This window comes from Cupriavidus alkaliphilus (assembly GCF_900094595.1).
Lineage (GTDB): Bacteria > Pseudomonadota > Gammaproteobacteria > Burkholderiales > Burkholderiaceae > Cupriavidus > Cupriavidus alkaliphilus.
Genome location: NZ_FMAD01000013.1, coordinates 112539 through 130450, shown reverse-complemented (window position 1 = coordinate 130450; position 17912 = coordinate 112539). Strand labels below are relative to the sequence as shown.

General features: G+C 68.9%; 13 protein-coding genes and 1 tRNA gene. 6 read left to right on the top strand and 8 right to left on the bottom strand.

The genetic code is table 11. The annotated features are described in order from the left end of the window. Positions 1-2904 (bottom strand): ATP-binding protein, encoded by a 2904-nt coding sequence (locus tag GA0116996_RS23745; RefSeq protein ID WP_092316494.1) that lies wholly within the window; start codon positions 2902-2904, stop codon positions 1-3. Between the two features lie 387 nt (positions 2905-3291). Here GA0116996_RS23745 and GA0116996_RS23740 point away from each other — a divergent pair, with 387 nt between their 5' ends. From GA0116996_RS23740 to GA0116996_RS23720, 5 genes are all read left to right on the top strand, one after another. Beyond that, positions 3292-4191, top strand: coding sequence for a beta/alpha barrel domain-containing protein (locus GA0116996_RS23740; protein ID WP_116602777.1), 900 nt, complete (start codon positions 3292-3294; stop codon positions 4189-4191). 173 nt (positions 4192-4364) lie between these two features. Further along, a complete protein-coding gene (locus GA0116996_RS23735; RefSeq protein ID WP_141693762.1) occupies positions 4365-4691 on the top strand; it encodes a hypothetical protein in 327 nt (108 codons plus the stop codon). A gap of 168 nt (positions 4692-4859) precedes the next feature. Continuing rightward, entirely contained in the window at positions 4860-6086 is a 1227-nt protein-coding gene (locus GA0116996_RS23730) for an alpha/beta hydrolase (RefSeq protein ID WP_092316488.1), read from the top strand. Positions 6087-6312: 226 nt separating this feature from the next. Further along, positions 6313-6389 (top strand) — tRNA-Asp (locus GA0116996_RS23725). 288 nt (positions 6390-6677) lie between these two features. Continuing rightward, complete coding sequence (locus GA0116996_RS23720) at positions 6678-8612, top strand: SurA N-terminal domain-containing protein (protein WP_092316486.1); 1935 nt, start codon at positions 6678-6680, stop codon at positions 8610-8612. Positions 8613-8687: 75 nt separating this feature from the next. Here the strand turns inward: GA0116996_RS23720 and GA0116996_RS23715 are convergent, their stop codons facing one another. Beyond that, positions 8688-9374 (bottom strand): arylesterase, encoded by a 687-nt coding sequence (locus GA0116996_RS23715; protein ID WP_092316484.1) that lies wholly within the window; start codon positions 9372-9374, stop codon positions 8688-8690. Between GA0116996_RS23715 and GA0116996_RS23710 the strand changes: the two genes are divergently transcribed. Continuing rightward, positions 9373-10071: an ABC transporter ATP-binding protein gene (locus GA0116996_RS23710; RefSeq protein WP_092316482.1), complete on the top strand. Its 699-nt coding sequence runs from the start codon at positions 9373-9375 to the stop codon at positions 10069-10071. The genes GA0116996_RS23715 and GA0116996_RS23710 overlap by 2 nt on opposite strands. A gap of 4 nt (positions 10072-10075) precedes the next feature. On the opposite strand, the gene pgi is transcribed toward GA0116996_RS23710, so the two are convergent. From pgi to GA0116996_RS23680, 6 genes are all read right to left on the bottom strand, one after another. Next, positions 10076-11719: a glucose-6-phosphate isomerase gene (gene pgi, locus GA0116996_RS23705; RefSeq protein WP_092316480.1), complete on the bottom strand. Its 1644-nt coding sequence runs from the start codon at positions 11717-11719 to the stop codon at positions 10076-10078. Positions 11720-11990: 271 nt separating this feature from the next. Then, entirely contained in the window at positions 11991-13580 is a 1590-nt protein-coding gene (locus GA0116996_RS23700) for an NAD(P)H-hydrate dehydratase (RefSeq protein WP_092316478.1), read from the bottom strand. Between the two features lie 7 nt (positions 13581-13587). Then, the gene (locus GA0116996_RS23695) at positions 13588-14895 is read right to left on the bottom strand and encodes a D-amino acid dehydrogenase (protein ID WP_092316476.1); all 1308 of its coding nucleotides are present in this window, start codon (positions 14893-14895) and stop codon (positions 13588-13590) included. A 45-nt stretch (positions 14896-14940) separates the two neighbouring features. Continuing rightward, on the bottom strand, positions 14941-16251 hold the full coding sequence (locus tag GA0116996_RS23690) for a TRAP transporter large permease (RefSeq protein WP_092316474.1): 1311 nt from the start codon (positions 16249-16251) through the stop codon (positions 14941-14943). Then, a complete protein-coding gene (locus tag GA0116996_RS23685; protein ID WP_092316472.1) occupies positions 16251-16802 on the bottom strand; it encodes a TRAP transporter small permease subunit in 552 nt (183 codons plus the stop codon). Before GA0116996_RS23685 ends, GA0116996_RS23690 begins: the two co-directional genes overlap by 1 nt. A gap of 87 nt (positions 16803-16889) precedes the next feature. Further along, positions 16890-17855 carry a TRAP transporter substrate-binding protein gene (locus GA0116996_RS23680; RefSeq protein ID WP_092316470.1) on the bottom strand — a complete coding sequence of 322 codons (966 nt, stop codon included), beginning with the start codon at positions 17853-17855 and terminating at the stop codon, positions 16890-16892. Between the last annotated feature and the right edge of the window lie 57 nt (positions 17856-17912).

Below are 17912 nucleotides of genomic sequence, written 5' to 3'. Positions count from 1 at the left end.
TCAGCCAAGGCGGCCGAGCAGGGCGGCTGCCGCGCGCAGGTCGGCGGTGTCGAAGCCTTCGCGAAAGCGGTCGTACACCGTGCCCAGGACGCTGCGCGCCTGCGCGATCGAACCGGTTTCCGCGGTCAGCGCGGCCAGGCTCATGGCACATCGCAGGGACAGCGCCAGGGCGCCTTGCGCGTCGGCCTGGCGCAGGCCGCTGCGTATCCTCTCTGCCGCCGCGGCGAGCTTGCCGGCGTCGCGCAGCCGTTCGCCCTCGATCCTGCGCAGTTCCGGCAAGCTCCAGGGAACCAGGCCGTGCCGGGCGCGCGCGAAGTCGTCGTCGCCGGCCAGCGTGGCGTCGAACGTGCACAGCATGTCGCGCAAGGGATGGGGCCAGGCGGCCGGCATCCGCGCCACGCCGCCGTCACCGCGAAGACGGCCAAGCACCAGCAAGAAGCCTTCCGCATAACAGCCCCAGAATGTGAGCGAGTATTCCGCGGTGTAGCGGCGCAGCAGGGCGGTATAGCGCTCCGCGCGATCGAGCTCGCCCGTCCAGAACGCGGCCGGACCGCACCCCACGGCGATGGCAAAGCACAGCGACAGCGAATGATCGATGGCTTGTGCTCGTTCCACCGCAGCTTCGGCATGTTCGAGGGACTGTTCGGGCATGCCTTGTATCCACAGGATGCGCGCCAGCGCCGTCAGTGCCGCTACGCCCTGATCGAACTGGAAGCCGATGCGGCGCGCACTGAGATTGATGGCCAGGGGCTGGCAGAGTACGCGCCGGGCGTGTCGCAGCGCCGCCTCGTGATGGCCGGTAAAGTGCATGCTCCATGTCATCATCCGCTCGTGGATGACGGCGTCCGCCGCATCACCGGCGTGGACGGCGAGTGCCCCGAATTCCTGCGCCCTGCGTACGGTCGCGCCGTAGTCGCCAACGGAATTGCTGATGAGCCACAGCCCCCACAACGCGTGCAGCTGGTCGGCGACCGAGCTGGCCTGGCGCGCCACCTCGAGACTGCGTTCGAATGCGGCGATGGCAGCGGGTCCAGCGCCGCGAATATTCCACAGCGCGTGGCCATGCGCTTCGCGCATGGCGATTTCACGCGCCGGTTCGAGCGGGCCCGTGCCAGGCATGCGCTCGAGCAACCGCTCCAGCAGCTCGAGATACTCGGCCATGTGCGACAGCGCGTACCAGAGCGGAGCGGAGGCGGCCGCCAGAGCCGCCCCAAGGCTGACATCGCCGGCATCTGACAGGCTCCAGTGCAGCGCGAGGCGAATGTCGTCCAGCAGATAGGCGTGGCGTGCAAGCCAGTCGCCACGGGCCTGGCGCGGCCTGGCTTGCTCCATCGCGTCGGCGGTCGCCAGCATATGCAGGGCATGAAGACGGCCGACTTGCGCGCGTTCGGGGCAGGCCGACAGTTGCGCCAGGCCATACTCGCGCGTGGTCTCGAGCAGCCAGTACTGTACGGATTCGCCGGCGATGTCCGACATCAGCAGCGACTTGCTGACCAGGTTATGGAGCAATTCGTCGGTATCGCCGGCGAGCAGCCCCTGCGCCACGGCCCGCGCGCCATCCGCCGTAAACCGGCCGCGGAACATCGCCAGGCTGCGCAGCAGCCGCCGCTCGTTCTCCGGCAGCAGTGCATAGCTCCAGTCCAGTGCCGCCCGCAGGGTCTGGTGGCGCGGCAACGCCGTGCGGCGGCCCCGCGTCAGCACCGCCAGGCGGTTGCCGAGTTGCGCGTACAAGCCGCGCATGCCGAGCCGTTCCACCCCCGCTGCGGCCAGCTCCAGCGCCAGCGGGATGCCGTCGAGGGCGCGGCAAATGCCCACCAGCGCCGGGACGTCAGCCTCGCACAGCGCGAAGCTGCCCTGGCTCGCGCGCACGCGCTCGACGAACAGTTCCGCCGACGGATAGCGCAAGGCCTGGTGAACGTCGAGCGTGTCGAGCGACGGAGGAACCGGCAAGGCGCCGAGGCGTTGCACCCATTCGCCCTGGATGCGCAGTGGTTCCCGGCTGGTGGCCAGCAGATGTGCTTCGGGCGCGCCGGTCAGCAGGGATTCCGCCAGTTCGGCCGCGGCCTCGATCACATGTTCGCAGTTGTCGAGCACGATCAGGATGCGGCGGGTCTGGAGATAGGCAATCAGGCTGCGCAACGACACGGCTTCGAGGGCGGGGACGCCGAGCGCCGCCGTCACGGCATTGGTTATGAGCGCGGGGTCGTTCAGCGGCGCCAGGTTGACAAAGACGGCCTGCTGGCCGAACGACGCCGACAACCGGCGCGCGGCCGCCAGCGCCACGGTGGTCTTGCCCATGCCCGCCGGGCCGGTCACCGTGACGCAGCGCCGCGAGGACAGTTCGCGCGCCAGGTCGGCAACCATGTCGTCGCGGCCGATCATGCGCACCAGTTGCGCGGGCAGGGGCAAGGCTACCCGGAGATCGGGCGTGACACTGGCGGGCGTTGCCGCCAGCGCGTCGGCCGATGCCTTGCCTGCCGGCGCGGGCGCCGCGGCCGCCGCGGCTGCTGTAACGCCCACGGGCACGTCCGTGGGCACGTTTGCGGGCACGTTCGCGGAATCGTCAGCGTTCGCCGGAGAGACCGCATGCGAGACCTCCGCGACAAAACAGTACCCTTGGGTAGGTACGTTCACAATGTAGCGAAGAGACTCGCGCCTGTCGCCAAGCACCTTGCGCAGCTCGGTCAGGTGGACCCTGAGCGCGCCGGACTCGATGACCACTTTCGGCCATACGCGCGCAATCAGTTCGGCATTGGAGACGACTTCGCCGGGCCGCTCGGCCAGCGCGACCAGCAGGTCGAAGGCGCGGCTGCCCAGCCTGACCGGGACGCCGCTCTTCAGCAGGATCCGCTGGCGTGGCAACAGGCAGAACGGGCCGAAATTCATGGCGGCGTCGGCTGTCATGTTCGCGCCTCGCCGCCAGCCTTGGGCGTCCCGCCGTTTGCGTCTGCGCGGATTTCTGACGCGCACGACGCGACATCTTCATGCCCACCCGCAATCAGGAATTGACGAATTTCCGACATGGCAGCCTCGGCGTGATCGAGATCCCGAACCGGCGAATTTAGCATAACGGTTGCACTATCGTTGTCATCGCATCCCGGGCCGCCAGGCTGGCGCAATGCGCATGCATCGCGTGCGCAAAATGCAGCCGCGGACGGACTGGCGCGGCGCATTGTATGAGACAAAACCGGGTGTGGCGGCCTGGTGCGCGACGAGACTTAGCAACGCATAACTGGCACCCCGGATGCAGCCCGACCAGACTTGTCACACCAGCCCGATATGCCAGTCGCGATGAGCCAGCCCGTTCGCACACACCTGTTCGCGCCGTTGAAGCTCGGTGCCTTGCCGCTGCAGCACCGGATCGTCCTGAACAGCCCGCGGGCGCTGCAGCATGGCAGGCCTTCTCCATCCCGCAAGCCGCCGTCGGAATCCCTGGATGGCGCCCTGGTCATCTATGCCGTCGCGGAGGCCCACTGTGCCGAGGGCCGGCACCTGGTCACCCAGGGCATCTCAAACGCCGGCGAAGTCAATGGCTGGCTCCGCGCCACGCAGGCGGTCCACGACCGGGGCGGCATGGTGGTCGCGCGGATTGGCGGTTGTCCTGTGCCCGCCGGCATCGCGCTCAACGCCGATCAGGTCGACCTGGCGCTCGATGCCTATCGGTCGGCGGCGGAGAACGCCCATGACGCCGGCTTTGATGGCATCGAGCTGGCTGCGATGGCGGGTACGTTGCCAGAGCAGTTGTATCGGCAATGGGCCGAGGTGCCCGCTGCGGTGCCTGCTGCCCTGACCGAGTGCCCGGTGGCCACGGAATTTCTCTGCGATGCGCTGCGAACGCTGCTGGCCGCATGGCCGCCGGACCGGGTCGGGGCCTGCATGACGCTACCCGCAACCGCTGCCGGGCTGCGCCGGCACCACGCGCTGCTTCCCGCAGTGGCGGCCGGAGAGCTCGCCTACCTGCACCTGCACTCGGCCGGTTCGGGTCACGCGACCTACTGTAAGCCATTTACCGCGAGTGTCCGCCTGCATTACCGCGGCCCGCTCATCGTCACCGGTGTATGGACGCCGGAGCTGGCCGCCACCGCGGTTCGCAGCGGCCGCATCGACGCCGTTGGAGTCTGCAGCGAGGGCGTAGCGCGAGCTGACGAACTGGCAGCGACATGGCGCGCGCAGCTGGGCGTGCATGGATGACGAAGGTATCCCGCGGGATTCGCAAGGCAGAGCAGTCAGGCGATCGGCGCGGCCCTTTTTTCCGTGGAACCGTTCCGGTTCCTTGTTCCACCGCGCTGCAGTCTGCGCACTGTTCCAGGAGTTAGATGATGCGGAAAGACAGACGAATTTCCATTCCGGCGAACGTCCTTGGCATGGCCGCTGGGCTCAGCATGGCGCTGGGCATGGTGGCTTCGGCCAATGCGCAGACCAATGAGAAGCGCGATCCCTTCACCCAGGGCGCACGGTCCGACAAGTTCGAGGCCTATACGCAGGGCGGTCACATCGATACGCGTTCCAGCCTGGCGCCGGCCGGCAATGCCGTGGATCCGCATACGCAAGGCGCCAGGCAGGGCGCGCGCGATCCCTATACGGATGGCAGCAGGACCGGCGCGCGCGATGCGTTTACCGATGGCGCGCGAACCGGCGCGCGCGATCCGTTTGCCGATGGGGCAAAGTCGGGCGACGGCGCTTCGCGGTAGCCTGCGGGTGGCGGCTGCCGTACGCCGCTGGCCCGCGCGCCTGATCGGCCCGCCCTCGACCGGCATAATGCGGGAGCGCGCCCTGCGCGCCGCACCTGTAGCGGCCATGGCCGCCGCATACCGCCGACCACTGAGAAGGAGGGCACATTGCGACTCCGCCGCAAGGCGATGCTAGTCGTCCGCGCAGCCCTGGCCGCTGCTGCCGTGCTGTTGGCCGCATGCGCTGCCAGCGGCCGGCCGCCGCCCATCGCCACGGGCTTCGAGGACTACCGTCGCGACACCATCGACATGCTGCAGGCACGGCGGCATTTCCAGGCCACCGACAAGGCCGCCGAACTCGCATGGAACGCGCCCCGCGAATGGCTGCCCGCGACAGCCTGCGACGGCGCGACTCCGGCGACCACGCCGACACCGGATAAGGGCATCTTGCTGATTCACGGTCTGGGTGACTCGCCCTGGTCGTTCCATGACGTAGCGCGGCAACTTGCCGGGCAAGGGTTCCTGGTACGCACCGTGCTGCTGCCGGGCCACGGCACCCGGCCGCAAGATCTGCTGGACGTGACGCTGGAGGACTGGCAGCGCGTGGTGCGGGAGCAGGCCGATGCGCTGCGACGCGACGTCGCGCAGGTCTACCTGGGCGGTTTCTCCACCGGTGCCAACCTGGCGCTCGACTATGCCTATGCGCACCCGGAGGTGGCCGGGCTGGTGCTGTTCTCGCCCGCGTTCCAGTCAAGCAGCCGCTACGACTGGCTGACCCCGCTGATCGGTTGGTTCCGCCCCTGGCTGCTGGAGCCGGATGGCCGCCGGCCAATGCAGAACGCCGTGCGCTATATGACCGTGCCGACCAATGCCTTCGCCCAGTTCTGGCGCAGCAGCCGCGAGGCACGGCAGCGGTTGGCCGAGCGCCCCTATGACAAGCCGGTGTTCATGGCGGTCGCGCAGCATGATTCCGTGCTGGATACGGCCTATCTGCTCAGCGCGTTCCAGCAACGCTTTACCCACCCGGTCAGCCGGCTGGTCTGGTATGGCGCGCGGCCCGCCGGGCTGGCCGACGGTGGCCGGGTACTGGTGCGCAGCGATGCGCTGGCGCAGCGGCGTATCAGCCGGTTTTCCCACATGGGCTTGATGTTCTCGCCGGCGAACCCGCTGTATGGCGAGCGGGGCAGCTTGCGCATCTGCTGGAACGGCCAGGACGAGGTGGCGCTGCGGGCATGCGAGCGCGGTGAGCCAGTCTGGTATTCCGACTGGGGGTATCGCGAGCCAGGCAAGGTGCATGCGCGCCTGACGTTCAATCCGTATTTCGAGTGGCAAGGCGAGGTGCTGGCGGACGTGCTGAACCGGAGGCCTGGCAGCTTGCCGCAAGCCAGGCATGACGGTCCCGTCCTGGGACCCTGAGCCCGAACCCAGGCGGGGTATTGCGCCGATGCGCGACACAAGCTATAGTTCGGCCTCCTGCAGCAAGGCGCGGCTCGCAAAGGACGCAGGTGGTGTGCCAGGTTCGTGATTCTTAAGGGAAATTTCGCTTCGCTTTCCTTTACGAGACATGGAAACCGGCGGCCGAGATTCTCGGCATGCGCCAGCACTGTCCGCCACAAGCCAACGCCACGCGGGAACCGACACAGGAGTGGTAGTTCAGTCGGTTAGAATACCGGCCTGTCACGCCGGGGGTCGCGGGTTCGAGTCCCGTCCACTCCGCCAGTATCATGAAACGCCCGCGAAAGCGGGCGTTTTTCATTTGTGCGGAGTGGAGGAAGCCGCCTGCGCGGCTTCCGGCGGGAATCGAAGGGCTGCGCGTGTCAGCGCAGCCGCGGCCCGCGGGACGTGGGCGAGTCCCGTCCACTCCGCCAGTATCATGAAACGCCCGCGAAAGCGGGCGTTTTTCATTTGTGGCGCATGTTCGCCACCCTGCACAAAGGGCGCTTGCCTACCGGCTCCTGATAGAATCGCGGAGTTTGTCTTTCGTGCCAATCCACTACCCGAATCCGCATGCTTGATTTCGTACGCAACAACCGGCGCCTGATGCTCTTGCTGCTGCTGGTGCTTGTTTTCCCGTCGTTCGTGTTCTTCGGCGTGGAAAGCTATTCGCGCTTCATGGACAGCTCGCACGATGCCGCCGAGGTCGACGGCCGGGCCATCAGCGTGCAAGAGGTCGACAACGTAGTGCGCGACCAGAGCGAGCGTGCGCGCCAGATCCTGGGCGCCAGCTATGATCCGCGCCAGTTCGAGGGCCCGGAGGCACGCAAGGCCGTGCTCGAGCAGCTGATCCAGCAGCGCGTGATGGCCAATACGGTGGCCAACGAGCACCTGACGGTGTCGGACGCCAAGCTGCTGGAAGAGATCAACAGCCTGCCGGCGATTGCGCAACTGCCGCGCGGCAAGGATGGCAAGATCGACGACAAGGCTTACCTGCAGCTGCTGCAGTCGCAGGGCATGACCCCCGAGCAGTTCGATGCGCGCATGCGCTTCGAGCTGGCCACGCAGCAGCTGGGCGCGTCGATTGCCGCGACCGCGTTCGTGCCGAAATCGCTGATCGAGCGCCTGATGGCGGTGCGCGACCAGCAGCGCGAGGTGCAGGCGCTGCTGTTCAAGCCGGCTGGCTACACCGCCAAGGTGCAGCCCGACGCCGCCGCGCTGAAGGCCTACTATGACAGCCACCAGCAGGACTTCGCGGTGCCGGAGCAGGCCCAGGTCGAATACCTGGTGCTGTCGGGCGAGGCGCTGGCCGCGTCGCAGGCGGTGACGCCGGAAGAGCTGAAGTCGTACTACGAAAGCAATATCGCGCGCTTCCGTGTCGACGAGCAGCGCCGCGCCAGCCATATCCTGATCAGCGCGCCGAAGGATGCGCCGGCGGCGCAGCGCCAGGCCGCCAAGGACAAGGCCACCAAGCTGCTGGAAGAAGTGCGCAAGCATCCGGACAGCTTCGCCGAGGTGGCGCGCAAGAACTCGCAGGACCCGGGTTCGGCCGAGAAGGGCGGCGACCTCGGCTTCATGGGGCGCGGCGCGCTGGTCAAGCCGTTCGAGGACGCCATGTACGCGCTCAAGGACGGCCAGATCAGCGACGTGGTCGAGACCGACTTCGGCTACCACATCATCAAGCTGACCGGCACCAAGCCCGCGGAAACCAGGCCGCTGGAGGCCGTGCGCACCGAGCTGGAAGCCGAGCTGCGCAAGCAGTTCGCCGACAAGAAGTTTGCCGAGCAGGCCGATGCCTTCGGCAATACCGTCTACGAGCAGGCCGACAGCCTCAAGCCCGCCGCCGACAAGTTCAAGCTGACCATCCAGACCGCCGACAACGTCACGCGCCAGCCGAATCCGGCGCTGGGCGCGCAGAGCCCGCTGAACAACGAGAAGCTGCTCAAGGCACTGTTCAGCGACGACGCCATCAAGAACAAGCGCAACACCGAAGCCGTGCAGGTCGCCCCCAACACGCTGGTGGCCGCGCGCATCGTCGCGTATCGCCCGGCGACCGTGCGCAAGTTCGAAGAAGTCGAAGCCAAGGTGCGTGAAGGCTATGTCGCGCAGCAGGCGGCCGCGCTGGCGCGCAAGGATGGCGAGGCGCGACTGGCCGCGCTGAAGCAGGCCGACAGTGCCGAGGGCTTTGGTCCGGTGCAGGCGGTGTCGCGCACCAAGGCCGAAGGCATGACGCCGCAGGCCGTGGAAGCCGTGATGCGCGCCGATGCTGCCAAGCTGCCGGCGCTGGTGGGGGTCGACCTGGGTGCGCAAGGCTATGCCGTCTATCGCATCACCAAGGTCAGCCAGCCGGCGCAGGCCAACCCGGCCCAGCGCCAGGCCGAGGCGCAGCAGCTGGCGCAACTGGCCGGCCAGACCGACCTGCAGGCTTTCTATGAAAGCCTGAAGGCCCGCTCCAAGGTCAAGCTGCTGACGCCGGCAGGCGCGACGCAGGAGCAGGGCGCCGAGTGAGCCGCGCCGGGCCGGCACCACGCCGGCCCTGCCGAAAACAAGAACCCCTGCCACGCGGCAGGGGTTTTTTTATGGTCACTTCGCGGCGCTGCGCTTGAGCAGTGGCTTGAGCTGCGGCCACACCGTATCGAGCAATGCGGGCTGCGCCGCGGCGGTGGGGTGGATGCGGTCGGGCTGGAACCAGTCCTGCCGCGCGATCACCTGGTCGAGGAAGAAGGGCACCAGGCGCACCTTGTATTCGCCCGCCAGCCTGGGATAGAGCGAGACGAACTTTTCGGTGTAGTCCTGGCCATAGTTGGGCGGGATGCGCATGCCGATCAGCAACACGCTGGCGCCGGCCTGCTGCGCCGTGGTGACGAGGTTGCGCAGGTTGGCCTCGGTGGACTGCAGCGGCAGGCCGCGCAGCGCGTCGTTGGCGCCGAGCTCGATCACCACGATGGCGGGGCGATGCCGCGACAGCAGCTCGGGCAGGCGGGTCTTGCCGCCGATGGTGGTCTCGCCGCTGATGCTCGCGTTGACGACGCTATAATCGAAGCGCTCTTGCCGCAGCCGGTCCTGCAGCAGCGTGACCCAGCCCGCGCCGCGCGCAATGCCGTATTCGGCCGACAGGCTGTCGCCCAGCACCAGCAGCGCGGGGGCGCTGGCCTTGGCCGCGGCCTTTGCCGGGGCCTGGGCCTGCGCCGGCCCGGCAGCCGCAATCGCCAGCGCCATGCCGGCTGCCAGCAGCAGCCTGCGCTTTTTCCCTCGGATCCCTATATCCATGTCTTCTTCCATTCTTGCAGTCGAATCCCTTGGAAAGACCGTAGCCGACACGACCGGTTCGCTGACGATTTTGCACGACGTGACGTTTTCCGTCACGCCGGGCGAAACGCTCGCCATCGTGGGCGCGTCCGGATCCGGCAAGTCGACGCTGCTGGGGCTGCTGGCCGGGCTGGACCTGCCCAGCACCGGCACGGTGCGGCTGCAGGGCCAGGACCTGTACGCGCTGGACGAGGACCAGCGCGCCGCGGTGCGCGGCCGGCATGTCGGCTTCGTGTTCCAGTCGTTCCAGCTGGTGGCCCACCTGACCGCGCTCGAGAATGTGATGCTGCCGCTGGAGCTGCGCGGTGAAACCGCGCAGGTGCGCGAGCGCGCGGTCGACATGCTGCAGCGCGTAGGCCTGGGCGCGCGCCTGGGCCACTACCCGCGCACGCTGTCGGGCGGCGAGCAGCAGCGCGTGGCGCTGGCGCGCGCCTTTGTGGCGCGTCCGGACATCCTGTTCGCCGATGAACCGACCGGCAGCCTCGATACCGCCACCGGCGAAGCGGTGATCGCGCTGATGTTCGAACTGAACCGCGACGCCGGCTCGACGCTGGTGCTGGTCACGCACGACCGCTCGGTGGCGTCGCGCTGCGGGCGCGTGCTGACCATCGACGCCGGCCGCGTGGCCAGCGACGAATGGATCGGCGCCGAGGTCTAGCGGGCTAGCTGGCCGCGTCCGCCCGCAGCACCGCGCGGGCACGCGCGATCAGCGCGGCGGTGGAGGCGTCGTGCTGGCCGGTGGCGGTGCCGGCCAGTTCGGCCTCGATCGGCCGCGCCAGGATCTTGCCCAGCTCCACGCCCCACTGGTCGAACGAGTTGATGCGCCATACCACGCCCTGCACGAAGGTGCGGTGCTCATACAGCGCAATCAGCGCGCCCAGCACATTGGGCGTCAGGTCTTTCATCAGCAGCGTGTTGCTGGGGCGGTTGCCGTCGAACACCATATGCGCGATGCGCACTTCATCCTTCAGCCCGGCGGCGCGCAGCTCGTCGGCGCTGCGTCCGCGCATCAGTGCCTCGGCCTGCGCGAAGCAATTGGCCAGCAGCTTGGCGTGATGGCCCGGCAGGCGGCGCGGCGGCACCAGCGGCGCGACGAAATCGACCGGCACCACCTGCGAACCCTGGTGGATCTGCTGGAAATACGCATGCTGCCCGTTGGTGCCGGCCGTGCCCCACACCACCGGCGAGGTATGCGTACGGATGGGCTCGCCGTCGAGCTGTACGGACTTGCCGTTGCTCTCCATCTCCAGCTGCTGCAGGAAGGCCGGGAACAGCTCCAGCGAGGTGGAGTAGGGCGCCATGCAGCTGGTGGGCAGGTTCCAGAAGTTGCGGTACCAGATGCCCAGCATGCCGAGGATCACCGGCATGTTGCGCTCCAGCGGCGCGCTGCGGAAATGCTCGTCCATCGCGCGTCCGCCCGCCAGCAGGTCGGCAAAGGCATCGAAGCCCACCGCCAGCGTGATCGACAGGCCGACCGACGACCACAGCGAAAAGCGTCCGCCGATCCAGTCCCAGAACTCGAACATATTGGCCGGGTCGATGCCGAATTCGCGCACCGCCTCGGTATTGGTCGAGACCGCGACGAAGTGCTTGGCCAGGTCCTGCTCGGCCACGCCGCCGGCGACAAACCACGCGCGCGCGCTGCGCGCGTTGGCCATGGTCTCGAGCGTGGTGAAGGTCTTGGAGCAGACGATCACCAGGGTGCGCTGAGGATCCAGCCGCACCAGGGTCTCGGCCAGGTCGGTGCCGTCGACATTGGAGACGAAGTGCATGCGCGGCCCGGTCTGGCCGTCGGCATCGGCCAGGTGCGACAGCGCCCGGCACACCATGCGCGGCCCCAGGTCGGAGCCGCCGATGCCGATGTTGATGACATCGGTGATGCGCTCGCCGGTCGCGCCCTTCCAGGCGCCGCTGCGCACGCGCGCGGAGAAGTCGCGCATGCGTGCCAGCACCTGCTGGATGGCCGGCACCACGGCTTCGCCGTCGACCTTGTAGCCGGCGCCGGCGGTGGCGCGCAGGGCCACGTGCAGGGCCGCGCGGTCTTCGGTGGTGTTGATATGCTCGCCCGCGAACATCGCGTCGCGACGGCGGGTGACCCCGGCCTCGGCCGCGAGCTGCATCAGCAGGCGCATGGTCTGCGGCGTGATGCGGTTCTTCGAGTAATCGAGATAGAGGCCGGCGGCCTCGAGCGAGCATTGCGCGACGCGCTGTGCGCCTTCGCGATCGAACCAGTCGCGCATCTGGGCGTCGCGAAGGGTGTCATGGTGCCGCAGCAGGGCATTCCAGGCGTGAAGGTCAGTGGGCATGCAGGACTAGCGTGCAGGACTAGCGGGTTGCGGGGCGCGAGCCGCGTGGCATTGCCGGCTTGCAAGACGGAGCGGTAAGTATATCGCCAGCGATCGCGGCATCGAGGCTCGCGGCGGCGTCATATCGTTACCACTTGCAACATAACAGCCGCCGCGCCGAGCGGGTATCGGACGTTGTCTGACGGCAGGTGCGGCGGGCGCCGCCGGTAGTCGCAGGAACGCGCACCTCACGCGCGCCTCACGGGCGCCTCACGGGCGCATTACGCGCGTATTACGCGTGCGCTGTGCTCAGCAACTGGTTGAATACGCCGCGTGCCGGCGCATACAGTTCGCTCGCCGTGACGCCTGCCGGGCCCGTGCCTTGTTCGACCAGCACATCGGCGGCACGGCCGTGGATCCACACTGCCGCCTGCGCCGCGGCCAGCGGCGCCATGCCTTGCGCCAGCAGCGCGCCCAGCATGCCGGCCAGCACGTCGCCGGTGCCGGCGCTGGCCAGCGCCGCGTTGCCGGTCGGGTTCAGCGTGCACGGGCTGCCGTCGGGCGCGGCGATCACGCTGCCCGATCCCTTCAGCACCACCACCGCCTGCCATTGCGCGGCCAGCGCGGCGGCGGCGGCGGGGCGGTCGCGCTGGATCTCGGCCACCGGCACGCCCATCAGCCGCGCGGCCTCGAGCGGGTGCGGCGTCATCACGGTGGCTGCGCCGCGCGTGGCCAGCGCGCCGGCCAGCGCCGGATCGGAGGCCAGCAGATTCAGCGCATCGGCATCCAGCACCAGCGGATGCGTGGTGGCCTGCAGCAGCCGCGCGAGCTGCTGGCGGGCGTTGATATCGGTGCCCATGCCGGGGCCGATCACCAGCGCAGACATCGACGCGAGCGCCAGTGCGTCGACCGCATGCAGCATCAGTTCCGGATGCAGCGGATCGAGCAGCGGTGCCGGCTGCGCCAGGAAGCCGATATGCACCTTGCCCGCGCCGAGCCATTGCGCGGCCCGTGCGCCGAGCAGGGGCGCGCCGGTCATGCCGAGGTTGCCGCCGATCACGGCCAGCGCGCCATGCGTGCCCTTGTTGCTGGCGTGGCGGCGGCGCGGCAGCGCGGCACCGAACAGCGCGGGGCCGTTCACCAGGCCCTGCGGTGTTTCGCGCGGAGGATAGTCCAGGCCGATCGGCGCGATCTCGACCGCGCCGGCGCAGTCGCGCCCGTCCAGCGTCAGCAGGCCGGGCTTGGCGGCGATGAAGGTCAGCGTGCGCCGGGCGTGCACGGCCGGCGCGCCCGCGCCGGTGTCGGCGGACAGGCCGCTGGGGATGTCCAGCGCAAACACCGGCAGCGCGCCGCGGTTGAGTTGGGCGATCCACCACGCCATGCGGTCGTCGGCGGGGCGGTTCAGGCCGATGCCCAGCAGGCCGTCGATGATCGCGGCGGTGCCGGCGGGCCAGTGCGCGTCCTGCGCGGGGTCCACCTCCGCCATCACGCTCGAGGGCACGCCCGCGGCCTGCGCCTGCTGCCACGCGGTGGCGGCATCGGCGGGCAGGCGCTGCGGATCAGCGGCAAGCCAGACCTGCACCGCGCGGCCGGCGCGGTGCAGCTGCGTGGCGGCGACCAGCGCGTCGCCGCCGTTATTGCCGGGGCCGGCCAGGAACAGCAGCGGGCCGTCGGGCGCATGGCAGGCGAGCCATCGCGCCGCCGCCGTGCCGGCGCGCGACATCAGCGTGAAGGCCGGCAGCTGGCCCAGCGCGGCATGCTCGATGCGGCGGATCGCGGCCACGCCGTAGAGCGGCACCGGGGCCGGCGCGGCCGCATCGAGGGCAATCCAGCTGTGTTCGTGGTCGGTGGGCGTGATGACGGTGGCGGCAGGGCGGGTCATGTCGGGCTTAATTGGGCGGCCCCAGCCCGTAGCGGTCGGGCAACAGGCCTTCCATGTCGATGTCCGGGCCGCCGCGGCCGGCGCAGGCGCCAGCGCTGGCGGCGATCTGGTCAGCCGCAATCTTGCCTGATCCGCAGCTCATCGCCCAGCCCGTCGAACCGTGGCCAAGGTTCAGGAACAGCCCGGGCACCGCGGTGGGGCCGATCAGCGGCGGGCCGTCGGGCAGCATCGGCCGGGCGCCGGCCCATTGCGTGGCTTCCTGATAGTTGCCGGCCACCGGGAACCAGTCGCGCGCGACCTTGATCAGCGTGTTCAGCGCGGCGGGGCGCAGGTCGAGCCGGCGCGAGCCCAGTTCCGCGGTGCCGGCCACGCGCAGCCGGTTGCCCATGCGCGTCATCGCCACCTTGTACGACTCATCCATCAACGCCCCCAGCGGCGCCTGCAGTTCGTCGCGGATCATCACCGTGACCGAATAGCCCTTGACCGGATACAGCGGCACGCGCAGGCCCAGCGGGCGCAGCAGCGCGGTACTGTCGGCGCCGGCGGCGACCAGCACGCGGTCGGCAGCGAGCACTTCCGCCGCGCCCTGGCGGCCGGCTCCTGGCAGCTCGATCTCCAGCTTGCCGGCCGCGCCGGGCCGCACGCGCGCCACCGGGGTGTCGAAGCGGAACGACACGCCCGCGGCCTGCGCATGCCGGTGCAGCGCGCGCACGAACATCGGGCAGTTGCCGGATTCATCCTCGGGCAGGTGCAGCCCGCCGGCCAGCGGCGTGCCGGCGGCCAGGCCCGGTTCGATCCGGCGGCATTCGCCGGCGCTGACCAGCCGGTGCGGCACGTTGTTCTCGCGCAGCAGGGCGATGGCGGGCCCGGCCAGGTCGAGGTCGCGCGCGGTGCGGAACAGCTGCAGGTAGCCCTGCGATTGCTCGTAGTCGATTTCCAGCTCGCTGCGCAGCCGGTGCAGGCAGGCGCGGCTGTAGAACGCCAGCCGCTGCATGCACAGCTTGTTGGCGCGGTAGCGCTCGAGCCGGCATTCGCGCAGCCAGCGCGCGATCCAGCGCCACATGGCCGGATCCGCGGCGGGCCGGAACAGCACCGGCGCCTCGCGCGCGAAGAGCGTGCGCAGGATCTTGGCCGGCATGCCGGGCGCGGCCCAGGGCGTGACGTAGCCGGGCGCGATCACGCCGGCATTGCCGAAGCTGGCTTCTTGGGCCGGCGCGCCGCGGCGCTCGAGCACGGTCACGTCGAAGCCGGCCTGCCGCAGGTACCACGCGGAACTGACGCCGATCGCGCCGGCGCCGATGACGATCACATGCATCGGTCTGGCAACCTCCGTGCGCGTCCGTTGCGGTATCCCGCCATGCTATTTGACTTCCTGCTGCATGACCATGTCCGGCAGCCAGGTCACCACGCCCGGCCAGATCGTGACGATGGCGATCGCCACCACCATCATCATGAAGAATGGCAGCGAGACCCGCGCGATGTAGTTGCTGTCCTTGCCGGTCATGCTCTGCAGCACGAACAGGTTGAAGCCGACCGGCGGCGTCACTTCGGCAATTTCCACCAGCAGCACGATGAAGATGCCGAACCAGACCAGGTCGAAGCCGGCCGCCTGCACCATCGGCAGCACCGTGGCGGTGGTCAGCGCAATCATCGAGATGCCGTCCAGCGCCGTGCCCAGCACGATGTAGATCACCGTCAGCACCGCGATCAGCGCCCACGGCGACAACTGCAGCGCGGCCACCCACTCGGCCAGCGCGCGCGGGATGCCGGTAAAGCTCATGGTGACCGACAGGAACGAGGTCGCGCCCAGCACGAACATGATCATCGCGGTCAGGCGCGTGGCCGACATCAGGCTGTCCCAGAATGCCGCGCGCGTCAGCGAGCCGCCTGCCCAGGCCAGCGCCAGCGATGCGACCACGCCATAGGCGGCGGCTTCGGTCGCGGTGGAGTAGCCCGTCACCATGATGCCGGTGATGAAGGCGATCAGCACGATGCACGGCAGCAACTGCCGGAGCGACGCCAGCCGCGCGCGCCAGTTGAAGTGCTCCGACGCCGGGGTCTTGTCCGGGTTGGCCAGCGCCCAGACCACGATGTAGCCGGAGAACAGCAGCATCAGCAGCAGCCCGGGGATGAAGCCCGCCAGGAACACGCGGATGATCGACACATCCGCCGAGACCGCGTACACCACCATCGTGATCGACGGCGGGATCAGGATGCCGAGCGTGCCGGCGCACGACAGCGAGCCCAGCGTGATGCGCTCGTCGTAGCCGCGCCGCGTCAGTTCGGGCAGGGCCGACTTGGCGATGGTGGCGCAGGTGGCAGCCGACGAACCCGAAACCGAGCCGAAGATGCCGCAGCCCAGGATGTTGACGTGCATCAGCCGCCCGGGCAGCCAGCTCAGCCATGGCGACAGCCCGCTGAACATCTGCTCCGACAGCCGGGTGCGAAACAGGATCTCGCCCATCCACACGAACAGCGGCAGCGACGCCAGGGTGTACGAGGCGCTCGATGACCACCACGCATTGGCCAGGCTGACCAGCGCCTCGCGGTCCGAGAACACCACCAGCCCGAGCCACGACGTGACCGCGATGGCCACCGGGATCCACGCGCCCAGCGCGAGGAAGACGATCAGCACCAGCAGCAGGATCAGTGCAACGACGACAGTGCTCATCAGACCGTCTCCCCGAAATCGCCGGCGGCAAGCTTGGCTTCCTGGGCCAGCTGGTAGCGCGGCTTCTGGCGCCGCACCACGCGCAGCCATTCATCCGCGACCGCCAGCAGGAACCCCGCGCAGCCCAGCACCGCGAAACTCTGCGGTATCCACAACGGGATCACGATCTGGCCCTGCGAGACATCGCCGATCTCCCAGCTCTGCCAGGCAAAGGTGCCCAGCGCCCAGCTTGCATAGGCGGCGAACACCAGGCAGATGGTCAGCGAGACCAGTTCCAGCAGCCAGCGCCGGCGCGGGCCGAGCGCCGACAGCAGCATCTCCACGCGCACGATGCCGCCATGCTGGAAGGTCTGGCCGAGCACCAGGAAGGCGGAGGCGGCGCACAGCCAGGCCACGATGTCGTCGCCGCCCTTGAAGATCACCGTGGTTTCGCGCGACAGCGACATCAGGATCATGATCAGGCAGACGGCCAGGATGCACAGCGCGCCGAGCGCGGCGAACAGGTCCAGCACGCGGTCGAGCCAGCGCTTGGAAGAGGGGGCAGTTGGCATGGTGGGCGGCGCAGGGGAAGGATGGGCTTCCTGCAACGCAGCCGGCGCGGCCGCGCTGCAGGCGCTGGAGTGGGTGGGCCCGCGGGGCTACTTGCGGTAGGCGTCGAGGATGGCCTTGCCGTCGGCGCCCGCGCTCTTGGCCCAGTCGTCCACCATGGTCTGGCCGAGTTTCTGCATGTCGGCCTTGAGCTGCGGCGACGGTTGCTGCACCGTCATGCCGTTCTTGGCGAGCGTGGCCAGGTACTCCTTGGTCTTCTGCTCCGACACCTGCCAGCCGCGCTTCTCGGCGTCGGCGACGGCCTTGAGCAGCGCGTCCTGGGTGGGTTTGTCGAGCGCGGCGAAGGCCTTCTTGCTGACCACCAGCATGTTCTTGGGCAGCCAGGCATCGACCGCATAGAAGTACTTCACGCTCTCCCATACCTTGGTGTCGACGCCGGTCGCACCCGAGGACATGAAGGAGTTGACGGTGCCGGTGGCCAGCGCCTGCGCCAGGTCGGCGGCCTGGATGGTCACGGGCTGGGCGCCGACCAGCTCGGCGATGCGCGAGGTGGCGGGATTGTAGGCGCGCCACTTCAGGCCCTTCATGTCGGCGGCCGAATTGATCGGCTTGTTGGCGTAGATGCCCTGCGGCGGCCAGGCCACCGCGTACAGCAGCTTCAGCCCCTGCTTGTCCAGCACCTTCTCCGTGACCGGGCGCGATGCCTGCCACAGCTTGTAGGCATCGGCATAGCTGGTGGCCAGGAACGGCACCGCGTCGACGCCGAATATCGGATTCTCGTTGGCCAGCAGCGACATCAGGATCTCTCCCATCTGCACCTGGCCGGTCTGCACGCCGCGCTTGATCTCGTTGGCCTTGAGCAGCGACCCGTTCGGATGCAGCACGATCTTGAGCTTGCCGCCGGTGGCCTTGTCGACATCGCTCGCCATCTGCTGCAGGTTCTCGGTGTGCAGGTTGGCGACGGGGTAGCCGGTGGGCAGGTCCCACTTGGTGTCCGCCTGTGCGGCCACGGCGGCCAGCATCAGCGTGGCCGCGATCATTGCCTTGACTCGCATCTCGATCTCTCCTGGTGTGCGCGCGGGGGCGCGGTTGTACAGCGGGTTGCGTACTAC